Genomic DNA, 25,842 nt, shown 5'->3' with positions numbered 1-25,842 from the left:
GAAATTTCGCCCTCCGCCATCCAAGATCGATCCAGAATCGCTGAAAACAGATCGGAAACGTCACTCTTGTGTGTGGCATGGAAAGTGAACAGAATTTCTCATTCCAATCATACAAACACCCCCAGTTACAACACATCACGGAGTACCTCATGGAGAAGATCATCCCCCGTTGGGAATGGAGAACATTCGGCGAAGGTTTTGGCGAAGCCGAGAAACGCGTCGCTGCATTCACGCCGGAGAAGGTCAGGGAGAGTGCCGAGGTCTACATCCTGTCGGCAGTGAGCAATGACAATACCAAGGTTCGCGACATGCTCATGGACATCAAGACCTTGCAACAGGTCAATGACGACAGCCTCGAGCAGTGGAAGCCCATCATGAAGGGTTCCTTCCCCCTTCCCGTTGCTGAGATCGTGAATGTCTTCGCCGCATTCCGAGTCCAGCCGCCGGCATTCGCCCGCACCGAATACACCTTTCAGCAGTTCATCGACGAACTCATCAAGCCCAGCAAGCATCTCCGCGCAGTGGACGTCAAGAAGGTCCGTACCGGGTACACGATCAACGGATGCATCGCCGAGATGGCGGAAGTGACCGCTGACGGGCGCAAGACGCGGACGGTCGCCATCGAGTCCGAGGATCCGGCGAAGGTCATTGCCACGGTCCGCGAACTCGGCCTCGACTGCTATCCGAACATCAACTACCTCCGCGGTCTGAAGTCACTCGTCAACATGACAGCATAAGGAGCGGGCCATGGCACGGTTTGCCGTCATTGATATCGGCACCAATTCGATCAAGTTCCACATCGGTGAACGCAAGGACGACGGGACGTGGGGCGTGGTGCTTGACCGCGCTGATCTCACCCGGCTTGGAGAGACGCTGCAGTCGACCGGTGAGATCGGCCCCGAGACGATGGAGCGGAATGTCGCCGCGATCGCCGGCATGGTCGCCGAAGCGGCAAAGGAAGGTGCCGGCGCGGTCGCCGCGGTCGGCACCATGGCCCTGCGCACAGCGAGGAACAGCAAGCAATTCATCGATCGCGTCCGTGAACGCTGCGGACTGGCGATCGAAGTGATCCCCGGTGAGGAGGAAAGCCGTCTTTCCTACCTCGCAGTCAAATCCGGCGTCGGACTCTCCGACGGTTCCATGGTGATCTTCGACACCGGCGGTGGCAGTACAGAGTTCGTCTTCGGCAAGGGCACGGCAGTGCAGGACCGCTTCAGCCTGAATGTCGGAGCCCTCCGCTTCACGGAATCATTCGGGCTTGGTGACGTGGTCACGCCGGAGCGTCTCAAAGAAGCAATGGATGCGGTCGGCAAGGACCTCGAACGCCTTGATGCCGCGGCAGCCCCCGATGCGCTGGTGGGCATGGGTGGGACCGTCACGAACATCGCGGGTGTACGGCATCGCCTTGCCAAATACGACCCGGACATCGTGCAGGGTTCGACCATTGACAAATGGGAGATCGACCGGCAGATCGAGCTGTACAGGTCACGGTCCGTGGAGGACCGCCGCCACGTCATCGGGCTCCAGCCCAAGCGTGCGGATGTCATCCTCGCCGGACTCTGCATCGTGCATACCATCATGGAGAAGCTCCACAAGGACATCTTCACCGTGAGTGATCGCGGGCTGCGACATGGCCTGCTGGTCGACCGGTTCGGAGCCTGACGGCAGCCATCCATGACCGAACGCCCCCTCGACGATCTGCTCGACCTGGAGAAACACAAGCTCTCGGTCGTTCACAAGCGGAAAGCCACACCGATGGAACGCTGGATGAAGTATCTCGGCGTTCCCATCGGACTGGCGGTCTTTCTGGCGCTGTATTACATGCCGACGCCTGCCGGACTGACGGCAGGCGGCCAGGCGGTGATCGCCAGCTTCTCGCTTGCATTGATCTGGTGGGTGGCGGAGCCGGTGCCGACGTACGTAACGTCGTTGATACTCATGGCGTTACTGGTCTTCCTGGATGGGTGGGAAAGCAAGAATGTCCTCGGCGTGCTGGGGTTCGATGTCATCTGGTTGAACGTGCTGGCCTTCATCCTGAGTTCGGTGCTGATCAAGACGAACATTGCGAAGCGGGCAGCGCTGACCCTGGTGGTCCGATTCGGCTCCAGTGCACGTCCCATGCTCCTCGCGTTCCTCCTGCTGCAACTCTGCCTCGCCCCCCTGATCCCGGCAACGGCCGCACGGACCGTCATGACGCTCCCGATCATGATGGTTGTCGGCGCGATCTACGGCGCCACCGCGGAGACCCCGAACAATTTCGGGCGCAACCTCTTCCTGCAGAACCTGCTCGGGATCAACATCTTCTCCTCGGCATTCATGACGGGGAGCACCGCCAATCTGATCGCCATCGCATTCATCGCGAACATGACGGGATCCAAGGTCTACTACACCGACTGGATGTTCGCCAGTTTGCCCATCGCCCTGATCGCCATGGCGATCGCCTGGGTGATCGGCCCGCGCCTGCTCTTCCGGCTCAAACCGGACGAGGTGCGCCCCCAGATCACTGGCGGCATGGATGCATTGAAAGAACAGCTTCACGCCATGGGACCGGTCTCCCTGCAGGAAAAAAAAGGAGCATTGATCTTCGGGATCGTGGTGTTCCTGTGGGTCACCGACCGGTTCCACATGCAGTGGTTCGGCTTCGAGATCGACGCGGTCATGGCAGCCCTCGTCGGCGCCATCATCACCCTCTCCCCGCGCATCGGGATCCTGCAATGGAATGAAGCAGATATCCCGTGGCATCTGATGATCTTCAGCGCGGGGGCGTATGCCGGGGGACTCGCACTGAACGACACCGGCGCCGCCACGTGGGTCGTGCAGAACATCTTCCGGGCGCTGAATTTCGGCACCCATGTGAATTTCTGGACGGTCTACATCATTGTGATCTCGTTGATGATGTACTCCCATCTGGTCTTCACGAGCAAGACGATGCGGACCATCATCCTGATCCCGTTCATCATCGCGCTGGCGCAGCAACTCGGGTTCAACCCCCTGGCGCTCGCACTCCCGGCCGCGTTCACGATCGACTGGGTGATCGGGCTGCCGATCAGCGCCAAGCCCAACGTGATCCTTTTCACGACGGGGCAATATTCCGTACTGGACAATCTCAAGTTCGGGTTTGTGATCGCAACCATCGGGATCCTGCTGCTGACGATCGCAGGATTCACATGGTTCCACTTCCTGGGCCTCACACCGGGGCTCTAGGCAGACAGGGTACATCTCATGCGGATGCGATGCATCATACTGCTGCTGGTCCTCTTCGCCCTCCCCCTCCGGGGAGCCGGCAAGGGATCGTACCGGCTCGACGAGAGGATCACCGTGCTCGGCAATGGTGCCGGCGTGGTCGCCTGCACCATCACGCCCGACTCGTCTCTCCTGCTGCCGATGGATGTCCCGTTCGACCGCGGCATCCCGGGGGCGGTGATCGGAACCTCGGACAGCAGCATTTCAGCGGCATTCGTCATACGGGATGGCATCCCGATGATCCACCTGATGGGCAGCCACGCTTCCGGGGGGTCGCTCGTGCTCACCATGACCGTGGATACGCTCCCGGCGTGGCGGGGATTGAAGGCCGGCGAGTTCGGGAACCGGACCGTCGTGCTGAGTTTCCGCAATACGACCACCCGCCAGATCTCTCAGTACACCGGGGCCCTGGTACTCCCGCCCGGGTTTGCGGTCACGTCGGTCGTTTCCTCGGACCCGGCGCAGACCGAAAAAGAACCTGCGGCACCCTTCACGATCTTCGAAACCGATGACCGCTCGGGCATCAGCATTCACAAAGCGGGCCTGGGGCTGAGCGACGGCTGCCGGGTCAGTTCCGCTGCCAAGCCGAAGAGATCCCTCTCCTTCTCATCTGTTGTGGGATCGTCGGCGTCCTCTATCTGATCTTTTTTCGCAACGTGTTGAAGGACAATGGCAATGGATCTTCTGCTCCGTAAGACCAGAAAACTCGAACGACAGATCGACGAATACCTGGACCAGGTCATCCGCGGCGCACTGGTCTTCAAGGAAGGCATGAAGTGCTACCTGCGCGGGCAGACCGATCAGTTCGCCGTTCATATGCAGGACCTGGAGAATATCGAGAGCACCGGCGATACCCTGCGCCGTTCGATCGAGACGAAGCTCTACATGGAGACACTCATCCCGGAGTCGCGCGGCGACGTTCTGGGACTCCTCGAAAGCAGTGACCGGGTCCTCAACAGGATCACCGAGACCCTCGCACAGTTCGATGTGGAGGTTCCCGAGGTGATGGAGGAATTCAAGCCGCTGTACCTGGACCTGACCGATGCGGCGATGTCCACCGTGGAGCACATGGTCAGCGCGATCCGCGCCTATTTCCGCGAACCGGACCAGGTGCGGGACTACATCAACAAGGCGATGTTCTACGAGAAGCAATCGGACATGATCGGCGACCGGATCAAGCGGAACATCTTCCGGATGGACATCGATCTGAGCAAGAAGATCCACATGCGCTATTTCACCTATCATATCGAGGCGATCGCGGACGAAGCAGAGGACGTCTGCGACCGTCTTGCCATCGCCACCATCAAGCGGAGCCTCTAGGCCGGCCATGATCAACTGGCTCTTCATCAGCACCGGGGTGTTCCTGGGATGGTCGCTCGGGGCCAATCACGCGGTGAACGTCTTCGGGACCGCCGTCGCCTCCCGCATGGTGCGTTTTCGCACGGCCGCGGTCGTGGCGGGCATCTTCGTCCTCCTGGGAGCGGTCTTCAGCGGCGCCGGCACGACGCAGACCCTCAACACGCTGGGTGCGGTCAACGCCATCGCCGGCTGCTTCACCGTCGCCCTTGCCGTCGGCCTTACTGTCGCATGGATGACCAGGCTGAAACTGCCTGTCTCCACATCCCAGGCCGTCGTAGGCGGGATCATCGGATGGAACATGTTCACCGGGTCGCCCACCGACACCACCTCCCTCTCCAAGATCGTGTCGACATGGCTCATCGGGCCGATCCTCGCGGCCGTGTTTGCGTTCGTGCTCCTGAAGCTGGTCGGGGTGATCCTGCGCAACATGCGCTTCCATATGCTCCACATCGATGCCTGGACACGCACCGGCCTGATGATCGGAGCGGCGATCGCGGCATACATGCTGGGTGCGAACAACATCGCCAATGTCATGGGCATGTTCGTCCCCGCCTCCCCGTTTTCGGACCTCACCTTGCTGCAGATGGTGCGCATCTCCGGGACCGAGCAGCTCTTCTTCATCGGTGGCGCATCGATCGCGGTGGGCATCTATACGTACGGCGAGCGTGTGATGGAGACCGTGGGGAAGGACCTGTACAAGATCACCCCGCTGTCCGGACTCGTGGTGGTGGTCGCGGAATCGATCGTCCTGTTCCTGTTCACATCGCAGGCCCTTGAAGGCCTGCTGATCGATGCTGGCCTGCCGAGTTTCCCGCTCGTTCCGCTGTCGAGCACCCAGGTGGTGATCGGTGCCGTCATCGGGGTCGGACTTGCGCAGGGCGGACGCGGGATCAACTATGCGGTCCTCCTCCGGATCGGAGCCGGATGGGTCATCGCACCGGTCGTGGCAGGTATCATTGCATTCATCCTCCTGTTCTTCGTCCAGAATGTGTTCGAACAGAACGTCGTCCGCCTGACCCCGTATGCGGTCACGCACGATGTGCTCCGTGAAGTGCACCGTGGCGGCGTCGACACTACCTCGATCGCACCGTTGACCGGCACCCGGTACGATGGCTCCTCGGATTTCAGGAGGTCATTGGAGAACAGCGGAGTATGGACCGAACAGCAACTGGTGATCATCTTCGCCTGTGCGCGTCTGGATTCGGTCGTGGTGGACACCGTGCGGGTGGACAGCCGGCTCTCTGCCGATTTCCTCCTGCCCACGCAACGCCGGTCACTCGCGGGATTTCAGGGAACGGTGTTCCCGCACCGGTGGCAATTCGAACGCGCGCTCGAGCAGGGTTCGCCGGACTGGGCCCCTTTGCCGGGGAATGAACCCGCGGCACAGCAGCGCAGAGAACAAAAGGCGGTCCTCTACGACCTCCTCCGCAAACATTAGGTTTCACATGCATCTGAACGACGTCGTACCTATCACATACTGTAAAGGAGCAGCATCATGAAGACCGTCTGTTACGTTCTCCTGAGTATCATGCTGGTGTCATGGGCCGGCACCGCACTGGCCCAGGGCGAAGGCGATACCCAGACCGGGCCCCAGGTTCCCCTCGGCGTCGAGGCACGCTCCGGCAAACTCGTGTTCGAGTCAAAGGATGGCGATTTCAAGTGGTGGATCGATTCCCGCATTCAGATCGACGCAGGGCTGTATTTCGAGAACAAGAATCCACTCAGCAATGGCACGATCATGCGCCGCGCCACCCTGGCCCTGAAGAGCGTGCTCTGGAAGAACTGGCAGGCAGAGATCGACATGGATTTCGGTGACGCGGTGCTTGATGCCCGCGATATCTGGATCCGCTACAACTTCCCGAAGATGAATGCGGCCCTGCAGGTCGGTAATTTCAAGGAGCCGTTCGGCCTCGAACGCCTGAACAGTTCGCGCCTGCTCACGTTCCTCGAGCGTTCCACGGTCTCCAATGCCTTCCCGCTCGGCCGCCGCATGGGCCTCGCCGGCAGGTACTGGGGCGATCTCGGCCAGGTGACGGTCGGGGTGTTCGGCCACGAACTCGGGACCAGGGTGGACAAAGGGACGCTTGATGAGGGGTTCTCGACCAACCTCCGCGTCAGTTGTGCTCCGATCAACGCAAAAGGGCGGACCCTGCACATCGGCGCAGCCGCTTCGTACAAGACGCCCGACGTGTCGCCGGATCTTGCCCCGAATACGATCGAGTTGAAGGCACGGACCGAGACGTACGTGTTCGACCCGAAGCCACTGCACACTGGTGACATCGCAGGCGTCAACCACTACGACCGTCTCGGCGGCGAGCTTGCCGGCGTGTATGGCCCGATCTACATGCAAGGCGAAGTGCAGGCCACATCGGTGAAGCGCTGGTACGGCAAACCGACCGCCACCTTCGTGGGCGGATACGGCACCGTGACCTGGATGCTCACCGGCGAATCGCGCGTCTATTACGTGGACGAAGGCGAATTCGGTCCGATCGACGAGCCATGCTCGGCATGGGGTGCGGTGGAACTTGCGGCACGCTACAGCGTCCTCAGCCTGAACGACGCCGATGCCGGCATCATGGGTGGCAAATGCAACCAGCTCATGCTCGGGCTCAACTACTACCCGAATCTGAATTTCAAGATCCAGTTGAACTGGTCCTCGGTGAAGCTGGATGAATATGCCACGAGCAAGGGCCGCATGGTGGGTGGCGACAATTTCTCGTTCATGCAGATGCGCTTCCAGGCCTCGCTGTGACACGGTGACTTTTTCATCCCATTTGCGTAACTTCTTGTAAGGATACCATCATGCGTACGTTATCGGCACGTTGCCTCAGCTTGTTCCTGGTCATCGGACTCGCGGTGCTGAGTTCCTGCTCGCGGCAGGAGCCAGCGCTCGTGGAACCACCACCGGTGGTCCCCGGCGAAGTCATTCTGAACGAGGTCTACTCCCGCGGCACTCCGGGTAACCTGGACTGGGTGGAGATCTACAATCCGTCGTCCCTCCCCATCAATATCGGTGGCTACAAGATCTACGATGCGGGCGGGCAGACGGGTGTCAAAGAGAAGAAAACCATTCCCGCAGGGACCATCGTCCCCGCCATGGGTTTCGTTGTTGTTGTGACCGATACGAACTCCAGCGCGGCAGTCTCTGACGGCTTCGGCCTGTCCAGCGCAGGGGAACAGGTCTGGCTGGAGAATGCGAGTGGTACCCTGATCGACACCATCACGTTCCTCGCGATGGACACGGCGCAATCCTTCGGCCGTTTTCCTGACGGCGGGGCGACCTGGGCAGTACTGTCCGGGTTCACACGCGGCGCTGCGAACAGGCAGTAAGTGATACCCCGTGATGCGGTGCGGCCGGACCTCCGGCTGCACCACCGCACGGCTCCCTTTGTACCTTCGTCACGGTGGCCGGGCCCCCGTGACACTCACATTTCTGGAGAGACCATGAAACGAAGCACACTGCTCCTGACGGTCCTGGTGCTGCTCTGTGCAGCCACCATGATCGGCTATGGCCAGTCCGCCGTGAAGATGAACGAGGTCTTCACCCGCGGCACAGCGGGCAACCTCGATTGGATCGAGATCTACAACGGTGCGGCGACCCAGATCGACATCAGCGGATACAAGATCTACGACACCGGCGGCCAGGGCGGTACGAAGCCGAAAAAGGCCATCCCCGCCGGAACGATCCTGGCAGCAAAGGGATTCACCGTGGTCATCACGGACACCGCAACCAGCGCGTCCATCGCTGACGGCTTCGGCCTGTCGAGTGGCGGCGAGACCGTGTGGCTCGAGAACGCCAGCGGCACCATCATTGACAGTGTCGTGATCCCGGCCCTCGGTCTCGATACGAGCTGGGCACGGAAACCGGATGGCTCCACGAATTTCGTGAAGCTCTCGCCGATGACGCGCGGCACCAACAACGAACCTCTCATCGTGATGAATGAGATCTACTCGCGTGGCGCGGCCGGCAATCTGGACTGGATCGAGATCTACAACGGCGCATCGACCCAGATCGACGTCAGCGGCTACAAGATCTATGACACCGGCGGCCAGGGCGGCACCAAACCCAAGAAGGCCCTCCCCGCCGGGACCATCATCCCCGCGAAGGGGTTCCATGTCGTGATCGTGGATACCGCAACCAGCGCCTCCATCGCAGACGGATTCGGGCTGTCGAGCGGCGGTGAGACCGTGTGGCTTGAGAATGCCGGCGGCTTCATCATCGACAGTGTCGTGATCCCGGCACTTGGCGTGGATACCAGCTGGGCACGCAAACCCGACGGAAGCGTCACGTTCGCGAAGCTCAGCCCGGTGACCCGCGGCGCAAGCAACGGTCCGGGGACCGCCGTCGAAGAGTATGAGGCCGTTGTCTCCCGTTATGCGCTCCATCAGAACTACCCGAACCCCTTCAACCCGACGACGACCATCAGCTACGATATGCTGACAGCATCCAAGGTGAGTCTGAAGATCTACGACCTGCTCGGACGTGAAGTGGCGACATTGTTCGATGGCCAGCAATCCGCCGGGCAGCACGTCGTGACGTTCGATGCCAGCGGCCTTGCCTCCGGCGTGTACCTGTGCCGGCTCTCATCGGCAGGTTTTGCGGCGACCACCCGCTTGCTCCTCATGAAGTAAGCTTCTGTTCCCTCCGGCGGGCCGGCGCACGCCACACGGCGTCCGGCCCGCCGGCTCGTTCACGGATCACCAAAGGCGTTTCCATGCGACAGCCGCTGAGCATCCTCGCGACCACGGTCCTTCTGGGCATTCTCAGCTGTGCCCGTACCGAACCGCCCGTCACCCCAACGGGATCCACACTCCCGGTGAAGGACCTCACGCTGATCAGCGTCGGCACGATGAGCGTCGGAGAACCTTCAGGCCTCGCCTACGCTCCGAAGACCGGGACGCTGTACATGGTCTCCGATTCGCGCCAGGAGATCTTCATCATCGACACCACCGGAAGGGTGCTGTCCTCGATCCCTGTCACGGCCTCGGACCTGGAGGGCATCGCGCTGTCGCCCAATGCCGATACGATCTATGTCGTTGAAGAAACCGCATCACAGATCACACGCTTCCTCCCGAATGGCACGAAGATATCATCCCAACCGGTCCTCATCAGAACGGATCCCAAGCATGCACTCGAAGGGATCACCGTCAACCCGGACGGACATATCATCGTCCTGAACGAAAAGACACCGACGGCGCTCGCTGAATACTCCGGCACATCGGAGGTCCGCCGCCTCACGCTCTCCGAAACCTCCGACATCTCCGATATCTGCTACGATGCTGTCACCGATGCCTGGTGGGTGGTCAGCGACGAGTCGCGCAGGGTCTTGAAGTACTCCCGGTCGGGACAATTGCTTGGGGTCTGGGCTTCACCGCTGGAGCAAGGGGAAGGTATCGCTTTCATTGGCGATCGACTCTACCTCGTGTCGGATTCCGACGCCAAATTCTATGTCTTCGCCCGCCCCTGACCTGCAGCACCCGATCACCTGAGTCTTTCCACCGTTTCAGGCCCGTTTTTCCTGAAGCGGCCGGGTGATTCCCATCACACCCCGGGATCCGCAGATTCACCATATTTCCTCCGTTCACCGTAGCGGTCCCCTCACACCTGGATAGAACATGCGCATGCACGGTTCATCATATCGGCGGATGACCTTCGTCCTGACAGCGATATGCCTGATGGCATCCGCCAGCCGGACACCGCTCCATGCCGGTGTGGATTCTCCACGGGTGGTCATCCTTGGATCGTCAACCGCTGCGGGAGCCAACGCGACGCCCCTCTCGAACTCCTGGGTAAGCAAGTTCACAACATATCTTGCTGCACAAGAACCGGCATCCAGCGTCACCAATCTGGCGGTCGGCGGATACACGACCTTCAATATCATGCCGACGGGAAGCACGCCCCCTGCACCCTGGAACACCAGTGCTTTTGCTCCCGTGGCAACCCGGAATATCACCGCGGCACTCTCGCTCGACCCGGACCTGATCATCATCAATCTCCCGACGAACGATGGCGATCTCCACGTCCCGGTAGAACTCCAGATGGCCAACTATGCCGCCATCATCACGGCCGCCGCGGCTCAGCATGTCCCCGTCTGGATAGCCACTCCCCAACCGCGTACCAACGGTGACGCCACGGCGCGGGCACTGCTCCGCGCGATGGTCGATGCGACTTTCGAAGCCTTCCCGGACCGGACGATCGATTTCTGGACCGATATTGCGGATGCCGACGGGAGGATCCTCCCCGTCTATGACTCCGATCAGGTACATCTGAACAATGCCGGTCATGCGCTCCTCTCCGAGCGGGCCATCGCGACGGTGAACCTCACACAACCCGCTGAACCCTTCGTCGCGATGCACCCGCGCGCACGCATCGTGACCGAAGGCAACCCGGTCTCGTTCCTGGCGATCGGCTCATGGAGCGGGCCCCTGGAGTACCAATGGCAGCGCGATGGCATCGATCTCCCCGGTGAAACATCTCCCGTGCTCGCGTTCACGGCGGTGTCGCTTGCCGACAGCGGAGCACTCTTCCGCTGTGTGATCACCGATGGAGCAACGAATGCCGTGTCGAATGCCGCCCGGCTGACCGTCATCACCCCGGTAGTGCCCCCCTCCGCCACCATCATCTCGGATGATTTCTCGGGAAGCGCGCTCGACATGAGCGTATGGCAATTCAAAGATCCACTCCATGACGCGACCCTGAGCTTCACAGGAACAGGTTCGGACGACGCCTGGCTGAATATCTCCGTTCCCGGGAGGGGTGAATCACGATCTGTGGACCAACACCAGTGAGGTGGTTCAGATCCTCCAGCAGTTCCCCAACAGTGATTTTGAGATCGAGGTGAAGTTCTCTTCCACGCCGTCACAGAAGTATCAGATGCAGGGGCTGGTCGTCCAGCGGGACAGCGCGAATCTGGTCCGCTTTGACGTCGTGCACCAGGAATTCAGGCCCCATGTGTTCGCAGCAACATTCAAGGACGGGATCCCGACGGTCCGCAAGGATTCCACACTCGGCGGACTTGCCCCGCGGTTCCTGCGCCTGAAACGCGAAGGCAGCATCTGGACCGGATCATTCTCGTTCGATGGAACGGAGTGGGTCACTGCCGCACGGTTCTCCTTCTCCCTTGTCACGACTGCCGGCGGGGTCTTCGCCGGCAATGCAGGGGAGACGCCGGAAGCATCCCCGGCATTCACCGCGCAGGTGGACTATTTCTTCAACACGGCCGCACCCGTTGTCCCGGAGGACCCGGTCATCGTTCCGGATGCACCCGTCGCAATTTCTCCGGCATCCGGATCGGCGGACCTGCCACTGTTGCTCGACCTGGACTGGACATCCACAGGCACCACGGGCGATTCACTGATGGTCGTGTGCGATACGACCACATGGGATGCACCGCTCCTGGCGGTCCATCTGCCTCCCGAGAGCACGTCGTATCATCTGACAGGCCTCGTCCGTGGGGTGACGTACCACTGGCGCGTTCGTTCATCACACCCTGGCGCCTGGGGCGCGTGGTCGGAGGCGTTTAGTTTCTCGACCATCCCGCCGGTCCTCGTGCTCTCCGACTCATTGGCCATCGGCAGGACGACATTTACTCCGGGTACCGTGTGGGCGAACCCGCCATCGGATAGTACAGAGGATTGGTCGTATGATGTGCACAGCATCGTCCCGGTGCATGTGGGGACGGCGCATCCCGTCACCTTCTCGGCCTGCAGCCTGACCGTTCACTGGGACCCCACGCGGCTCGCATGGAACGGGCTTGACACAACGGGGGCACTCCTTCAAGGAGCATTGGCATATCAGGCCACATTGGACACCGTGGCCGGGACGGTGCGGCTGTCAGCGACGTTCTCCGACACGATGACGATGCAGCCGTTCACGCAGACGCTTGCCCGTGTGCTCTTGAGCGTGCGCAGGCCGGGCAGATCCACGATCACCGCATCTGATGTTGCATTCGCAGCACCGCTCGGCGGAAGCACCGTCACGATACACGCTGAGGCCGACACATTCACCGTAGCCATCTTTCTCGGCGATATTGCAGCACCCGGCGGCATCACCACACGTGGTGACGGCGTTGTGGGATTTGACGACCTGAACGTCTGGTCACTTTCATACTGGTCGACCCGCCCCCCCGCGGGAACGATCCAGAGTGCATACCAGGCCAAGTGCGATATCGGCCCGACGCTCGATGGAACGCCCTACTCGATGCCTATGGCAGACGGCGTGATCGACTTCGATGACCTGATGATCATGGCTCTGATGTACGGCACGACGGGGCCCGCGCCGGTTCCCAAGACCGTCCGCACCGGGTCGGTGCCCCTTATCGTTGAAGTGGGGGCAAGCCGGAGCAGCGGGGATACAACCATCCTCCCCGTCTTCCTCCGTGGCACGGATGCTGGCCTCCATGGACTCTCCCTGCGGTTCCCCGGCATCGCGCACCGGTTCGCCGGACTCCTGCCGGGTGCACTGCTTCAAGCGGTTGCTCCATCTCCGTTCGTCTATACCCGCGCGGGAGAGGAGGACCTGGAAGTTCATATCGCCGCTCCCACCGGATCCGGCCAGGGGATCCCCGTGAACGGCGAATTGTTCACCCTCCGGTTGATCTCATCCGGAACCGTCGTGGCCGAACTGGAGGATGCCCGTGATGGGAGGAATGCTTCGCTTCTGACGACGGGAACTGGAGAGCCGGCGGACGCCAGGCCGACGGAGTACGCACTCGGCCAGAATTATCCGAACCCATTCAACCCTTCGACCAGGATCGAGTTCACTCTTCCCGACCGACAGTTGACCACGGTTGCCATTCATAATGTGCTGGGGCAGCAGATCGCAATCCTGGTCAATGAAGTGCGGGACCCGGGGAAGTACACCGTGATCTGGAATGCAGCCGGGCTGCCCAGCGGCGTGTATCTGTGTCGTATGACGTCAGGCGGATTCGTGTCCACGAAGCGGATGATTCTGATTAAATAGTCCGTCGCGGCTGGAACGGGGTCGATCTGCGCTTTTCCGGAAATTCTGCATATTCGAAGATTTTACGGCAAAAACCGGAACATTTTTCAAGCTACCTGCGTTCTGATAGCATTAGCTCTCTTTATATACCCGGTCCTTTGACATCGATCCACCTGCACCCCATTCCTGGATCCCATTCCGAAGGCCGGCCCCAAATTCTCCCTCATATACCAATTCGGGGCTTCAATGGCCTTTGACCTCCGTTCCGGCAGAGCTGCAGCCCGCCTGAGCCTTTTCCTCTTTTGTCTCCTCAGCATCATGCAGCCGGCAAAGGCTATCGCGCAGGGAACCACGCTCCGCGTCGTTGTCCTGGGATCATCAACCGCAGCCGGGGCCAATGCCAGTCCGCTCTCCCTTTCATGGGTCAACCGGTACACGGCGTATCTTGCGACGACGGTCCCGGGTTCTGAGGTCATCAATCTGGGGGTCGGCGGATACACCACATTCAGCGTCATGCCCACGGGAAATGTGCCTCCCTCCCCCTGGAACACCAGTGAATACTCCCCTGCAACGAACAACAACATCACGGCGGCACTCGCACTCAACCCGAGCCTGATCATCATCAATTTACCGACGAACGACTGCGACCTCCATGTTCCGATCGAGCTCCAGATGGCGAACTACACCGCCATCGTTGCCGCGGCAGCAGCACAGCAAGTCCCCGTGTGGATCTCAACGCCCCAACCGCGAACCAATGGTGATGTGGCGGCACGAGCGCTCCTCGCCACGATGGTACAATCGACCTTCGAGGCCTTCCCGGACAGGGCTGTCGACTTTTGGACGGGTGTCGCCGATGCCGACGGAAGGATCCTCCCGATCTACGACTCGGACCAGGTCCACCTGAACAATGCCGGTCACGCGGTGCTCTACGATCGTGCGGTTGCCACGATCGTGACCACGCCCCCGCCCTTCCCTGTGATCGCGATGCACCCCCGGGCCCGCGCGGTCATGGAGAACGATTCGACCTCATTCCAGGTGATCGCCTTTGGCGATCCCGGGCTGAGCTACGAGTGGCAGAAGAACGGTTCCCCGATCCCCGGAGCGAACTCTGCACGGTACGTCATCGCGAACGCCGCGGCATCCGACAGTGGTGCGCTGCTGCGGTGCATTGTCAGCGATGGTACGGGGACCGACACCTCACGTGCGGTCCGCCTTACCGTCCAACGCATCCCCCCGTCAGCGAACACCATCGTATCGGATGATTTCAGCGGCCCCGCGATCAACAGTGCGCTCTGGTCAGCGGTCGACCCGCTCGGAGACGCGACATTCGCTGTCACAGGAACCGGGACTCAGGATGCGCGCCTCGCGATCACCGTACCGGCCGGCACGACGCATGACCTCTGGACGGGGACACTTACGGCCCCGCGCCTCCTGCAGTCCGTCCCGGATGCGGACTTCACTGTCGACGTGAAGTTCGATGGCACCATGAATGCCGAGTATCAGACACAGGGGCTCATCGCGGTGCAGGACGCATCCACGTTCATCAGATTCGACTTCGTCCGTGATGCTTCCAGGACCCGTTTCTTCGCTGCCACGTTCAACGGCGGCCTGCCCACGGTACGGAAGGACACGGCCATCACAAGCGGCTCGCCCCTGTACCTGCGCGTCAACCGCACGGGCAACACGTGGACCGGCTCGTTCTCCTATGATGGGAGCACGTGGAAGACCACAGTGAGTTTCTCCTCCACGCTCACGCTCACGGGGATCGGCCCCTTCGCAGGCAACGCGGGTTCCACGCCACCGGCCTTCACGTCGCTCGTCGACTACGTCTTCAACACGGCATCGCCGATCGACCCCGAAGACGGTTCCATCACCCCCCTGCCGCCCACGATCATCGGACACCCACAATCGCAGGCCGTTGTCGCGGGCCAACCGGTGACCTTCACGGTCAGCGCGAGCGGGACCGGGCCATTCTCGTATGAGTGGCAACGCAACACCATTCCCATCAATGGGGCCACGGCATCCTCGTATACCATACCGGCGGCCACGGCAGCCGACAGCGGGGCGGGTTTCCGCTGTGTGGTCACCAATGGTTCCGGGAACGCGGTCAGCAATACAGCGGTGCTCACGGTGACGCAGATCCCGGCATCACCTGCCGTGACCTCTGACGATTTCAGCGGGCCGTCGATCAATACCTCATTGTGGAGCATGGTGGATCCCCTCGGGGATGCATCCTTTGCTCTCACGGGAACCGGAACACAGGATGCGCGCCTGGCGATCACGATCCCTGCCGGGGTCTCGCATGACCTCTGGACCGGCGGCTTCAACGCGCCCCGCATCGTCCAGTCGATCCCGAATACCGATTTCTCGATGGACGTCAGGTTCGAGTCGAGCCTTGCGACGCAGTATCAGATGCAGGGGATCATCGTCCAGCAGGATGCATCGAACCTCATCCGGTTCGACATCGTCAAAGATGCGTCCTCAACGCGTTTCTTCGCCGCAACGTTCTTCGGCGGTTCAGCGACGGTCCGCAAGGACACCGCGATCGTCGCCAGCGGCGCGATCCATCTCCGCGTGCGCCGGGAGGGTTCCACCTGGACCGGATCCTATTCTGTGAACGGGACCCAGTGGGTCACCGCAGCGGTGTTCAGTCAGCCCCTCACCGTGACGGCGGCGGGCCCGTTTGCGGGGAACCACGGGGTTCCGGTCTCATCGACGCCGGCGTTCACGGCGCTGATCGACTATGTGTTCAATACCTCTTCACCGATCGCTCCTGAGGACGGTCCGCCGGTGCCGGTGGCACCCACGGTGCTCACGGATCCCCAGGCAGCAACGGTCACTGCCGGACAGCCTGCAACATTCACCATCACGGCATCCGGCACCACCCCGCTGACATTTCAATGGCAAAGGAACGGGGCACCGATCGCCTCTGCCTCATCTGCTTCCTACACGATCAGCGCCACGTCAGCCGCCGACAGCGGGGCGATGTTCCGGTGTATCGTCACCAACAGCGTCGGCGCCGATACCAGCGCCGGCGCCAGGCTCCATGTCATGACACCACCCGTTGGTGTCGCGTCGGACAATTTCAATGGACCGTCCCTGAACGGATCGCTCTGGACCTTCGTCAATCCGCTCGGCGATGCATCCGTTTCGATGACGGGATCCGCGGTGCGCTTCGCCATCCCGGCCGGCACGGAGCACGACCTCTGGACCGGCTCCATGAACGCGCCCCGCCTCCTGCAGACGGTGCCGAATGCCGATGTATCCGTGGAAGCGAAATTCGATGCGGCCATGAGCGCGGAGTACCAGACGGCCGGCATCATCGCCGTGCAGGATGCGACCACGTTCGTCCGTTTCGACTTCGTGCGCGACGCAGCCAACACGCGCTTCTTCGCCGCCAGCTTCAGCGCAGGGAGTCCCACGGTCAGGAAGGATACCGTCATTGCCAGCGGAGCGCCGCTGTATCTCCGCGTCCAGCGTACGGGCAACACCTGGACAGGTTCATTCTCGAGCAATGGGACGAGCTGGCGGAGCGCAGTGACATTCCCGGCAACCATCACGCTTACGGCGATCGGCCCGTTCGCGGGGAATGCGGGGTCAAATCCCCCTGCATTCAATGCGCTGATCGACTACTTCTTCAACACTGCGGCGCCGTTGACCCCGAGGATCGGGGAGATCGCGGGGATACGCCAGGGTGCGGACGTCAGCGCGCCGGCAACGTATGGACTCATGCAGAACTATCCGAATCCGTTCAATCCGTCTACGACCATCCGGTACGCCTTGCCCACAGCATCACAGGTGCAGATACGGATCTACAACACGCTGGGGTCGGAGGTTGCGACGCTTGTGGAAGGAGAACGGGGCGAAGGGCTGCACGAGGTCACCTTCGATGCGGCGGGACTTCCTTCGGGGGTGTACTACTGCCGGATGATCGCGGGGACGTTCACGGCCAACCGGAAACTCCTGCTGGTCCGGTAGCCATCAGGATCGAGAACACAGGGGCACCAGGGCCATACGAACGTGACGTAGGGGCGGTGCATGCACCGCCCCTACACGTCCGGGGTCACATCACTTCATGTTCTTCAGAATACCCAGCAGGAAGTTCCAGTACTTCTCGACCGTATCGATGTGCATGCGCTCTTCCGGTGAGTGCACCATCTCGAGTGTCGGCCCGAAGCTCAGCATATCCATGCCAGGATAGCGTTCCCCGATGATCCCGCATTCGAGACCGGCGTGGATCGCCTTCACTTCCGTTTCCTTGCCATACAGGTTCTTGTACGTCTGCTTCGCGACCTTGAGGACCGGTGAGTTGAGGTCCGGCTTCCAGCCCGGATACCCATCGGTATGGCTCGCCTCTGCACCGCCTAATTCGAAGATCGCCCGGACCGTGTGGCAGACATCCATGATCTCCGATGCCACCGAACTCCGCTGGCTCGTCGCCATCTCCACCGCTTTCTTCGTCGTCTTGATCGTAGCGACGTTCGTCGACGTCTCCACCAGCCCGGGGATGTCGGAACTCATCTTGATCACGCCATGCGGCAGCGCTGCCAGGGTCTGCAGGACCTTTGTCTGGAGTGCTTTCTTCAGCACCTTCACCTTCTTGTTCTTCTGAACGGTCAGCGTGATGGCCAGATCCGGATCGACCGAACCCAGCTCGGCACGGACCACATCCTGGCACACGGACACGAGTTTCGCCGCATCATCCCACTTCTTCTTCGGGATGCACACGATGGCTTCCGCTTCACGCGGGATCGCATTGTGCTTGTTGCCACCCTCGATCGTCGCGAGGCGGACGCCCATGGAAGCGAGCGCCGTCAGCACCCGTGCAATGATCTTGATGGAATTGCCGCGGTTCTTGTCGATCTCCAGTCCGGAATGCCCGCCCTTGAGGCCGGCGATCTTCAACTCGGCCAGGACGGTCCCCGCGGGAGCCGGATCCACCGCGAGCTTCCATGACGCGAGCGTATTCTTGCCGCCGGAGCAGCCGACGTACACCGCACCTTCCTCCTCGGAATCCAGGTTCAGCAAGGTTTTCGCGGTCAGGAAATCGGAGCCCAGGTTGCTGGCACCCGTCAGGCCGGTCTCCTCATCCACCGTGAACAGGAACTCGAGCGGCCCATGTTCCAGCGTCCGATCCTCCATGATCGCCAGACTGGTCGCCACCGCGATGCCATTATCGGCCCCGAGCGTGGTGCCATTGGCCATCATCATGTTCCCCTTACGGACGAGCTGGATCGGGTCCTTCGAGAAGTCGTGCACCGTCTCCTTGTTCTTCTCGCACACCATGTCCAGATGACCCTGGAGCACGACCATACCCACCTTCTCCCGGCCTGCGCTCGCAGGCTTCTGCACGAGCACATTGCCGAACTTGTCGGCGCGCGCCTGCAGACCCAGATTCCTGGCGGTGGTGAGCACGTATTTGATGATCGCTTCTTCATGCTTCGAACAGCGTGGGATCTTCGCGATCTCGGCGAAGTACTTCCACACCAGCGCGGGTTTCAGACCTTCAATGGCAGCAGACATGAGGCTCTCCTCTCGTTCAACGTTGCCCTTGCGGGCGGATAGGGCCCGGGTGTGCCGGGCACTGGGTCAAGACCTATCGGCCCCGCTCTTGCCGTAGGCGGGAGCGGGGCCGATGGGAGTCACTGTGTGATCACATCATTGCGGTCGGCGGGGCTGGTTCTTCCGGCCGGCCGGCTTTGGACAGCGGGACATAGATGAGATACCAGGCAAGGATCGCAAAGACCGGGAGCGCCAGCCAGGGGGCGATGGCTTCCATGCCGGACACCATCCAGAACTCCGCCTTCTGCCCCATCTGATCGCGTGCGAACACCACGGCGGCGATGAAGAGTCCGATGAGCGCCTCGCCGGCGATGAGCCCGGAGGCGGACAGGACCCCGGCGTTCTCGACGCGGGCTTTCTGGGCATCGTTGAAGCCGCGCTTGCCGACCATTTTATCCACGATGCCCCGGATGAGGCCACCGATGAAGATCGCAAAGGTCGTCTCGAGGGGAAGATACATGCCGACCGAGAAGAGCATCGGGCTGCGGACCTTGATCAGGATCAGGGAGACGCCCATGGCGATACCGACGATGACGAGCGGCCATGCCATTTCACCACCAACGATGCCCTGCGAGAGCGCAGCCATGAGTCCTGCCTGGGGTGCGGACAGGGTCTTGCCTCCGAAACCACCTGCCGGGTTGGCGGCAAGATCGGAGTTATGGAGTATATACAGGGGGAAGAACATCACCAGACCGGCCAGGATGACCCCGATGATATCGCCGACCTGCATCTTCCGCGGCGTACCACCAAGGATATGGCCGACCTTCAGGTCCTGCAGCATCTCGCCGGCGACCGCAGACGAGACGCAGACGACCGCCGCAACACCCAGCACCGCCGCAACACCCTGCGGTCCGGTGACGCCGACGATCACCATCGTGAGGGCGGCCACGACCGTCGTTGCAAGCGTCAGGCCGGAGATCGGGTTGTTGGAGGAACCGATCATGCCAACGAGATTGCCGGATACCGCTGCGAAGAAGAAGCCCGCGACGAGCATCACCACGGCGGCCAGGATCGCACCGAGGACCATGCCCGTGAAGTAGAAATACAGGGCGATCATCAGGCCAAAGATGATGAACACGCCCATGATGACGAGCTTGAACGGCAGGTCCTGCTCCGTCCGGTTCGTCACCGCGGTAGAGGATGCGGTCTTCTTCACATCAGCGATGCCACGCTTGATCCCGAGGATGAGGTTCTTGCGCATCTTCCACAGCGTGAACGTCGCGCCGACAAGCATACCGCCGACGGCGATCGGGCGGACGATGAACCGGTACAGGTGGCCGGTGAGCGCGACCCAGGCTGCGGTTTCGTCACCATTGTTCAGGGCCAGATACTGATCGATCTTCACCGGCCCGAGGAAGTACACGAGCAGCGGGACGAAGAGGCCCCATGCGAGCAGGCCGCCCGCGAAGTTGAGTGCGCCAAGTTCCGGCCCGATGATGTAGCCGACACCGATATAGGCAGGGGTCGCCGCGGGAGCGGAGATCGTCGTCATACCGCCGCCGGCCACCTTCTCCGCATTGTCGGTGAGACCGAGGCGGACAAAGCCTTCTTTCACCTTGCCGATCATCACATGGAAATCGTTCGAGGCGCGGAACACACCGAAGCCGTCGAGCAGCTTGATCAATGCACCCACGCCCATCGCCCGGAAGAGCTGCAGAGCGGCATCGGCACCGCGCTGGCCCGCTTTGTGGATCTCGGCTGCTGCCTGCGACTCGGGGAACGGCAGCGAAGGATCCTCGACCATCACGCGGCGCAGCACGGTCACGAACATGATGCCCAGCAGACCGCCGAGGATCATCAGTGCCGCAGAGGTGAGGTACTCGGTCCACATGGATCCCGTGTTGAACTTCCAGATGCCCAGCACGACGAACGCGGGGATCGTGAAGACCGCACCGGCGGCGACGGACTCACCGATCGAGCCGACGGTACGGGCGAAGTTCTCTTCCAGGATCGTCCCTTTGCCCAGGCGCAGCAATGCCATGCCGATCACCGCGGCCGGATATGTCGCCGCGATCGTCATGCCTGCTTTCAAGCCCAGATACGCATTTGCGGCACCGAGCACAACGCACATGACGAGGCCGATCACCAATGCGCGAACGGTGAACTCCTTCATGTCCGTGGTCGGCGGCACGTAGGGTTTGAAGTTTGTTTCCGCCATGAATTGCTCCTTGTTGGTTGAATAGAAAGCCTACAGCGGGGACCGGTCCGGTCCCGGACAATGGAACGGGGTCAGACGTTCCGCGTGAACAACGCTTTGAACACGTAGCCGGCGACTGCCGGGTTCTCCTTGAACCTGCGGGTGGAGTAGCCATACCAATGCTCACCGAACGGCACATACAGGCGGACCTTATGGCCATCGCGCACCAGGCGCTTCCGGAGCTCAGGGCGCACACCCAGAAGCATCTGGAATTCATACTGGTCTTTTCGCAGGCCACGCTTCGCGATGATCGCGTAGGCGGCATCGACCAGCACGGTGTCGTGCGTCGCGATGCCCACATAGCACCCGGCATCGAACATGATCCCGAGGAGCTTCGAATAATTGTCCTGCACCTCCTCCCGCTTCTGGAAGGCGATGGCAGGGGCCTCTTTGTAGATGCCCTTGCACAGGCGGAAGTTCGCCTTCTCCGCGGCCAGCGCACGCACATCCGCTTCCGTGCGGAAGAGATACGCCTGCACAACGATCCCGGTATTGGGGAACTCCCGGTGCGCGGCAAGGAACACCTCGATGGTATCCGTCGTGCAGGTGGAATCTTCCATGTCGACGCGGACAAAATTGTTATAGCTTGCCGCGACGCGGAGGATCTCACGCACATTCTCGAGGCAGAAGGCCTTGTCGATCTTCAGGCCGAGGGACGTGAGTTTGATGGAGAGATTGGAATCGAGTTTTTCGCGGGCAATGGTGTGGAGGACCTGGATGGAACTGTCGCGGGAGGCGATCGCTTCGGCACGGGTGGAGATGTCCTCGCCGAGAACATCCATGGTCGCACACACTTTTTCAGCATTGAGTTGCCGGACGCAGGTGACCGCCATGGGGAGGGTCTCCCCCGCGATGTACCGTCCGGCGAAGTAACGGATGACCCGTCGTGGCACCATGGGTATCGAGGCGACGACGAGCTTGTTCAGCAGATGCATAAGGGATGCTCAGATCGTGATTGGGACACGAATGTCATCAGGTCGGGCGTGGAGTTACGGGCGAGCCTGTGCAGGGCCGTACAGCTTTCAGTGCCCGAAATATAGCCAAATGGGGCCGCAAGTGCAATATTTGGAGATGCGAGCCCCCCTCCGGGATCTTCAAAACAGGAGATTCACGATCCACACCGCCGCCAGCATACCCGCCAGATCGGCGATCAGGCCCGTGGGAACGGCATGCCGCGTATTCTTCACACCGACCGCCCCGAAGTACACGGCAAGGACGTAGAATGTGGTCTCGGATGACCCGTACATCGTCGAAGCCATGATCCCAATGAGAGAATCCGGCCCGTGCACATTCATGAGCTCGGTCATGATGCCAAGAGAACCGCTCCCCGACAGAGGGCGCATGAGCGCCATGGGCAAGGTCTCCGGCGGCATCCCGATCAGGCTGGTGACCGGGGTCAGGACAGCGATCAGCAGTTCCAGGGCCCCACTGGCCCGGAAGATCCCGATGGCGGCCAGCATGGCGACCAGGTAGGGGATGATGCGAATGGCCGTATTGAAGCCGTCCTTGGCACCCTCCACAAACACCTCATACACTTTCACTTTCTTGACCAGACCCCAACCCAGGAAGACCAGCAGGACGAGGGGGATGGCGACCAGTGAGATCACCGATATAGCGGCGCGGAAGAAATCACTCATGGCTCACCTCCATCGCCTTCTTGTACCTCGGCAGGCGCTGCAGGAGTTTGGAGGCGAGGACGCCGGCGATGGTCGCCGCTCCGGCGCCGACAATGGACGTGCCGATGATGATCCCCGGATTCGCGGACCCGGCAGCGGCGCGGACCGCGATGGCCGTGGCCGGGATGAGGATCAGTCCGCCCGTGTTGATGGCGAGGAAGGTGACCATCGCGTTGGTCGCCGTTCCCACCTTCGGGTTGAGCTTGTTGAGTTCTTCCATCGCCTTGAGCCCCATCGGCGTCGCGGCGTTGCTGAGTCCGAGCATGTTCGCTGCGATGTTCATGATCATCGCACCGACCGCCGGATGATCGGGAGGGACGTCCGGGAAGATGCGGCGCGTCACCGGCGCGAGGGCCCGGGTCAGCACGTGCAACAGCCCGGCCTCGTCGGCCACCTTCATCACGCCCAGCCAGAGTGCCATGATGCCGATCAGGCCGAGGGCGATGGTAACAGCGATGCCGGAATAATCGAGCGCGGCCTGCGTGACGGCTCGCGTCTTCACGAACCGGACGGGTTCGAGTGCGAATCGGATCACGGCACTCGTTGCCCCATCGGCCGGCTGGAACGCCACGACCGAACCGGTGAGGTTCTCGTGCGACGCCGACGCTTTCGCCATCGCCCGCCACCATGCGGGTGTCGTGTCACCGACCGGCATCAGCACCGAGCGAACGCCGTCGGCGCCCGTGTTGATCACGATGCGCTGACGGACATCCTCATCGGTCCGCTGCGTCCCGTAGAAGGCATTGAACGATGCGGCAGGGATCACGAGCTCGCCCTCCCACGTTTCGCGGAGCGCGGTCGGACGTTTGGTGATCTCCACCGAGCCTTCGAGCACGGACCCGTTGCGATAGGTGGCCCGCATTTCATCGTTGATATCGTTCCCGACAGCCACAAAGATGCCGATGACGATCAGGCCGATCCAGATGTAGTTCAGCATGATGACTCCCGAGTGATGGAACGAACAGATGTCGATGTGCTTCTACCAGGTGAAGCGGACGGTGAGCCCTTCTGCGGGAAAGCCCCGCTGCGTGAGCGTCGGGCTCACATCAAACCCGGAGAGACTCGCGTCCACGTATGCGTCGACGATGTTGAGCACGTAGAGGATGAAGAAATACCAGGTGAAGGAATCGCGCTGGTCCTTGTAGAATTCGCGGAGGTCGCGCAGGCGGGTGTTCCCGTACGGGGGCAGCGTCTGCAACGAAAGATCGAATTTCTGCCGGTAGTCATCGGCACGGCGGTTATTATCCAGCCATTCCGAAATGAAGTACACGCCGAGACCGAGGATGATGGGTGCCTTCCAGTACGATCCATTGTACACCTGTCCGGCACCCGGAAGCACGCCGGACAGGAGCATGGCGGTGGTGGGCGATTTTGTGCGCGCGGGCGCAGCAAGCGTGTCGCCTTCGATCCGGACCCTGGCCGTATCATGTGGAGGGACGGTCTGCTGCGTGCTGTCGGCACGAACGGATCGGGCGATGCCGGCCTGGAACGGGAGAACCGCCAGGATCAGAACGAACCAGAGGATCGCCCGGTGCACAGACACGTTCAGGCTTTCGTGACGATCGCGACCGCTTCGATCTCGACGCGGGCATCTTTCGGGAGCCGTGCCACTTCGATCGTGGAGCGGGCCGGAGGCGCGTCGCGGAAGTACGTGCCGTAGACGGCGTTCATCGCCGCAAATTCATTCATGTCCTTCAGGAAGACCGTGGTCTTGATGACGGTCCCGAGCGAGGCGCCCGCCGCTTCGAGGATCGCCTTCAGGTTCTCCAGGGCCTGCCGTGTCTGCTGGCCCACGTCGCCGGCCAGGAGCTCGCCGGTCGCCGGCACGATGGGGATCTGTCCGGCGGTGAAGACCAGCGTTCCGCTGGCGATGATACCCTGGCTGTACGGCCCGATGGCTCCGGGAGCCGATGAGGTGTTGACGACCTTCTTTTCCATGTTGACCCTCGTATTCCTAACGTTCGTTGATGGACTCGAACACCTCGAGGAGGCGATCGAGGTCTTCGGCCGAATAGTATTCGATCACGATCTCACCCTTCCCACCCTGCCCGGGGCGGACCTGCACCTTCGTCCCGAGCAGGCGGCGGAGCCGGTCTTCCACGGAGCTCAGCGCGGAGGAGCTACTCCTGCGGGCGGCACCTCCCTTCGTCCGCGTTCCCCCGGTATCCTTCCGGACCAAGGATTCCACTTCGCGCACCGAAAGTCCGCGGGCGAGGATCTTCCGGAAGGCACTCATCTGCTGCGGCCTCTCTTCGAACGCGAGTAGGGCGCGCGCATGGCCGCCGGAGATCTCCCCTTTCCGCACCGCCGTCTGGATCTCCTCCGGGAGCTTGAGCAACCGGAGGAAATTGGTGACGGTGGAGCGTTCCTTGCCGATACGATGGGAAACCTCCTCCTGCGTCAGGCCGCATTCCTCCATCAATCGACGGTAGGAGATGGCGATCTCGATCGGATTGAGCTGTTCGCGCTGCAGGTTCTCGATGAGGGCCAGTTCCAGCATTTCCTCATCCGTGCGCACATCGAGGATATAGGCAGGGATGGTGCGAAGCCCGGCCTCGCGGGCGGCACGCACGCGGCGTTCGCCGGAGATGAGCTGGTACCCACCATCGACACGCCTGACGGTGACGGGCTGGATGACCCCCTTCTCCCTGATCGACGCGGTGAGCTCTTCGAGTGCAGCCGGTGAGAAATCGGCACGGGGCTGGAACGGGTTGCGCCCGACGAGCGCGAGCTGGATACGGATGAAGTCCTGATCGGGCGCGGGCCCGGCAACGGGATCCGGAGCAGCGGAGGCGGGCGCGCTGCCGGAGGAGGGGATCAGCGATGCAAGGCCCCTGCCCAGGGCAAGTTTATTCTTCGACATC

At 61.5% G+C, this 25,842-nt stretch carries 19 protein-coding genes and 1 pseudogene; 13 read left to right on the top strand and 7 right to left on the bottom strand.

Annotation, left to right across the window (positions count from 1 at the left end; genetic code table 11):
- The first annotated feature begins 149 nt into the window (after positions 1 to 149).
- The 13 genes from IPI01_05950 to IPI01_05890 all read left to right on the top strand — a co-directional run bounded on the left by IPI01_05950 (position 150) and on the right by IPI01_05890 (position 17,521).
- On the top strand, positions 150 to 737 hold the full coding sequence (locus IPI01_05950; GenBank protein ID MBK7257340.1) for a hypothetical protein: 588 nt from the start codon (positions 150 to 152) through the stop codon (positions 735 to 737).
- 10 nt (positions 738 to 747) lie between these two features.
- Complete coding sequence (locus tag IPI01_05945; protein MBK7257339.1) at positions 748 to 1,662, top strand: Ppx/GppA family phosphatase; 915 nt, start codon at positions 748 to 750, stop codon at positions 1,660 to 1,662.
- 12 nt (positions 1,663 to 1,674) lie between these two features.
- Entirely contained in the window at positions 1,675 to 3,204 is a 1,530-nt protein-coding gene (locus IPI01_05940) for a DASS family sodium-coupled anion symporter (protein ID MBK7257338.1), read from the top strand.
- 18 nt (positions 3,205 to 3,222) lie between these two features.
- Positions 3,223 to 3,885, top strand: a complete 663-nt coding sequence (locus IPI01_05935) for a hypothetical protein (GenBank protein ID MBK7257337.1) — start codon at positions 3,223 to 3,225, stop codon at positions 3,883 to 3,885.
- A 33-nt stretch (positions 3,886 to 3,918) separates the two neighbouring features.
- A complete protein-coding gene (locus IPI01_05930) occupies positions 3,919 to 4,563 on the top strand; it encodes a DUF47 family protein (GenBank protein MBK7257336.1) in 645 nt (214 codons plus the stop codon).
- A 7-nt stretch (positions 4,564 to 4,570) separates the two neighbouring features.
- On the top strand, positions 4,571 to 6,040 hold the full coding sequence (locus tag IPI01_05925) for an inorganic phosphate transporter (GenBank protein ID MBK7257335.1): 1,470 nt from the start codon (positions 4,571 to 4,573) through the stop codon (positions 6,038 to 6,040).
- A 57-nt stretch (positions 6,041 to 6,097) separates the two neighbouring features.
- The gene (locus IPI01_05920; GenBank protein ID MBK7257334.1) at positions 6,098 to 7,354 is read left to right on the top strand and encodes a hypothetical protein; all 1,257 of its coding nucleotides are present in this window, start codon (positions 6,098 to 6,100) and stop codon (positions 7,352 to 7,354) included.
- A 50-nt stretch (positions 7,355 to 7,404) separates the two neighbouring features.
- Positions 7,405 to 7,932: a lamin tail domain-containing protein gene (locus IPI01_05915; protein MBK7257333.1), complete on the top strand. Its 528-nt coding sequence runs from the start codon at positions 7,405 to 7,407 to the stop codon at positions 7,930 to 7,932.
- A 114-nt stretch (positions 7,933 to 8,046) separates the two neighbouring features.
- On the top strand, positions 8,047 to 9,234 hold the full coding sequence (locus IPI01_05910) for a lamin tail domain-containing protein (GenBank protein ID MBK7257332.1): 1,188 nt from the start codon (positions 8,047 to 8,049) through the stop codon (positions 9,232 to 9,234).
- An 83-nt stretch (positions 9,235 to 9,317) separates the two neighbouring features.
- Positions 9,318 to 10,070: an SdiA-regulated domain-containing protein gene (locus IPI01_05905; protein ID MBK7257331.1), complete on the top strand. Its 753-nt coding sequence runs from the start codon at positions 9,318 to 9,320 to the stop codon at positions 10,068 to 10,070.
- Between the two features lie 148 nt (positions 10,071 to 10,218).
- Positions 10,219 to 11,391: an SGNH/GDSL hydrolase family protein gene (locus IPI01_05900; GenBank protein MBK7257330.1), complete on the top strand. Its 1,173-nt coding sequence runs from the start codon at positions 10,219 to 10,221 to the stop codon at positions 11,389 to 11,391.
- The gene (locus IPI01_05895; GenBank protein ID MBK7257329.1) at positions 11,360 to 13,564 is read left to right on the top strand and encodes a T9SS type A sorting domain-containing protein; all 2,205 of its coding nucleotides are present in this window, start codon (positions 11,360 to 11,362) and stop codon (positions 13,562 to 13,564) included. The genes IPI01_05900 and IPI01_05895 overlap by 32 nt, the downstream gene beginning before the upstream one ends.
- A 225-nt stretch (positions 13,565 to 13,789) precedes the next feature.
- Positions 13,790 to 17,521, top strand: a complete 3,732-nt coding sequence (locus IPI01_05890; protein MBK7257328.1) for a DUF1349 domain-containing protein — start codon at positions 13,790 to 13,792, stop codon at positions 17,519 to 17,521.
- Between the two features lie 90 nt (positions 17,522 to 17,611).
- On the opposite strand, the gene IPI01_05885 is transcribed toward IPI01_05890, so the two are convergent.
- The 7 genes and pseudogenes from IPI01_05885 to IPI01_05855 form a co-directional block, all read right to left on the bottom strand.
- Positions 17,612 to 19,066: an aminoacyl-histidine dipeptidase gene (locus tag IPI01_05885; protein MBK7257327.1), complete on the bottom strand. Its 1,455-nt coding sequence runs from the start codon at positions 19,064 to 19,066 to the stop codon at positions 17,612 to 17,614.
- Positions 19,067 to 19,196: 130 nt separating this feature from the next.
- Positions 19,197 to 21,263 carry an oligopeptide transporter, OPT family gene (locus IPI01_05880; GenBank protein MBK7257326.1) on the bottom strand — a complete coding sequence of 689 codons (2,067 nt, stop codon included), beginning with the start codon at positions 21,261 to 21,263 and terminating at the stop codon, positions 19,197 to 19,199.
- A gap of 71 nt (positions 21,264 to 21,334) precedes the next feature.
- Complete coding sequence (locus IPI01_05875) at positions 21,335 to 22,237, bottom strand: proline dehydrogenase family protein (GenBank protein MBK7257325.1); 903 nt, start codon at positions 22,235 to 22,237, stop codon at positions 21,335 to 21,337.
- Between the two features lie 159 nt (positions 22,238 to 22,396).
- A pseudogene (locus IPI01_05870) lies at positions 22,397 to 23,915 on the bottom strand (spore maturation protein).
- Between the two features lie 42 nt (positions 23,916 to 23,957).
- Complete coding sequence (locus IPI01_05865; GenBank protein MBK7257324.1) at positions 23,958 to 24,521, bottom strand: hypothetical protein; 564 nt, start codon at positions 24,519 to 24,521, stop codon at positions 23,958 to 23,960.
- A gap of 2 nt (positions 24,522 to 24,523) precedes the next feature.
- Positions 24,524 to 24,916, bottom strand: coding sequence for a RidA family protein (locus tag IPI01_05860; protein MBK7257323.1), 393 nt, complete (start codon positions 24,914 to 24,916; stop codon positions 24,524 to 24,526).
- 16 nt (positions 24,917 to 24,932) lie between these two features.
- Positions 24,933 to 25,841: a ParB/RepB/Spo0J family partition protein gene (locus tag IPI01_05855; protein ID MBK7257322.1), complete on the bottom strand. Its 909-nt coding sequence runs from the start codon at positions 25,839 to 25,841 to the stop codon at positions 24,933 to 24,935.
- Between the last annotated feature and the right edge of the window lies 1 nt (position 25,842).

The organism is Ignavibacteriota bacterium (assembly GCA_016707525.1).
Classification (GTDB): Bacteria; Bacteroidota; Ignavibacteria; order UBA10030; family UBA6906; genus JAGDMK01.
The sequence above is the reverse complement of the archived record's forward strand: the minus strand, read 5'-3'. Positions and strand labels throughout refer to the sequence as shown.

Coding starts and splice junctions, on each gene's coding strand:
- IPI01_05950 (MBK7257340.1), top strand. CDS start 150: ATGGAGAAGATCATCCCCCGTTGGGAATGGAGAACATTCGGCGAAGGT.
- IPI01_05945 (MBK7257339.1), top strand. CDS start 748: ATGGCACGGTTTGCCGTCATTGATATCGGCACCAATTCGATCAAGTTC.
- IPI01_05940 (MBK7257338.1), top strand. CDS start 1,675: ATGACCGAACGCCCCCTCGACGATCTGCTCGACCTGGAGAAACACAAG.
- IPI01_05935 (MBK7257337.1), top strand. CDS start 3,223: ATGCGGATGCGATGCATCATACTGCTGCTGGTCCTCTTCGCCCTCCCC.
- IPI01_05930 (MBK7257336.1), top strand. CDS start 3,919: ATGGATCTTCTGCTCCGTAAGACCAGAAAACTCGAACGACAGATCGAC.
- IPI01_05925 (MBK7257335.1), top strand. CDS start 4,571: ATGATCAACTGGCTCTTCATCAGCACCGGGGTGTTCCTGGGATGGTCG.
- IPI01_05920 (MBK7257334.1), top strand. CDS start 6,098: ATGAAGACCGTCTGTTACGTTCTCCTGAGTATCATGCTGGTGTCATGG.
- IPI01_05915 (MBK7257333.1), top strand. CDS start 7,405: ATGCGTACGTTATCGGCACGTTGCCTCAGCTTGTTCCTGGTCATCGGA.
- IPI01_05910 (MBK7257332.1), top strand. CDS start 8,047: ATGAAACGAAGCACACTGCTCCTGACGGTCCTGGTGCTGCTCTGTGCA.
- IPI01_05905 (MBK7257331.1), top strand. CDS start 9,318: ATGCGACAGCCGCTGAGCATCCTCGCGACCACGGTCCTTCTGGGCATT.
- IPI01_05900 (MBK7257330.1), top strand. CDS start 10,219: ATGCGCATGCACGGTTCATCATATCGGCGGATGACCTTCGTCCTGACA.
- IPI01_05890 (MBK7257328.1), top strand. CDS start 13,790: ATGGCCTTTGACCTCCGTTCCGGCAGAGCTGCAGCCCGCCTGAGCCTT.
- IPI01_05885 (MBK7257327.1), bottom strand. CDS start 19,066: ATGTCTGCTGCCATTGAAGGTCTGAAACCCGCGCTGGTGTGGAAGTAC.
- IPI01_05880 (MBK7257326.1), bottom strand. CDS start 21,263: ATGGCGGAAACAAACTTCAAACCCTACGTGCCGCCGACCACGGACATG.
- IPI01_05875 (MBK7257325.1), bottom strand. CDS start 22,237: ATGCATCTGCTGAACAAGCTCGTCGTCGCCTCGATACCCATGGTGCCA.
- IPI01_05860 (MBK7257323.1), bottom strand. CDS start 24,916: ATGGAAAAGAAGGTCGTCAACACCTCATCGGCTCCCGGAGCCATCGGG.
- IPI01_05855 (MBK7257322.1), bottom strand. CDS start 25,841: ATGTCGAAGAATAAACTTGCCCTGGGCAGGGGCCTTGCATCGCTGATC.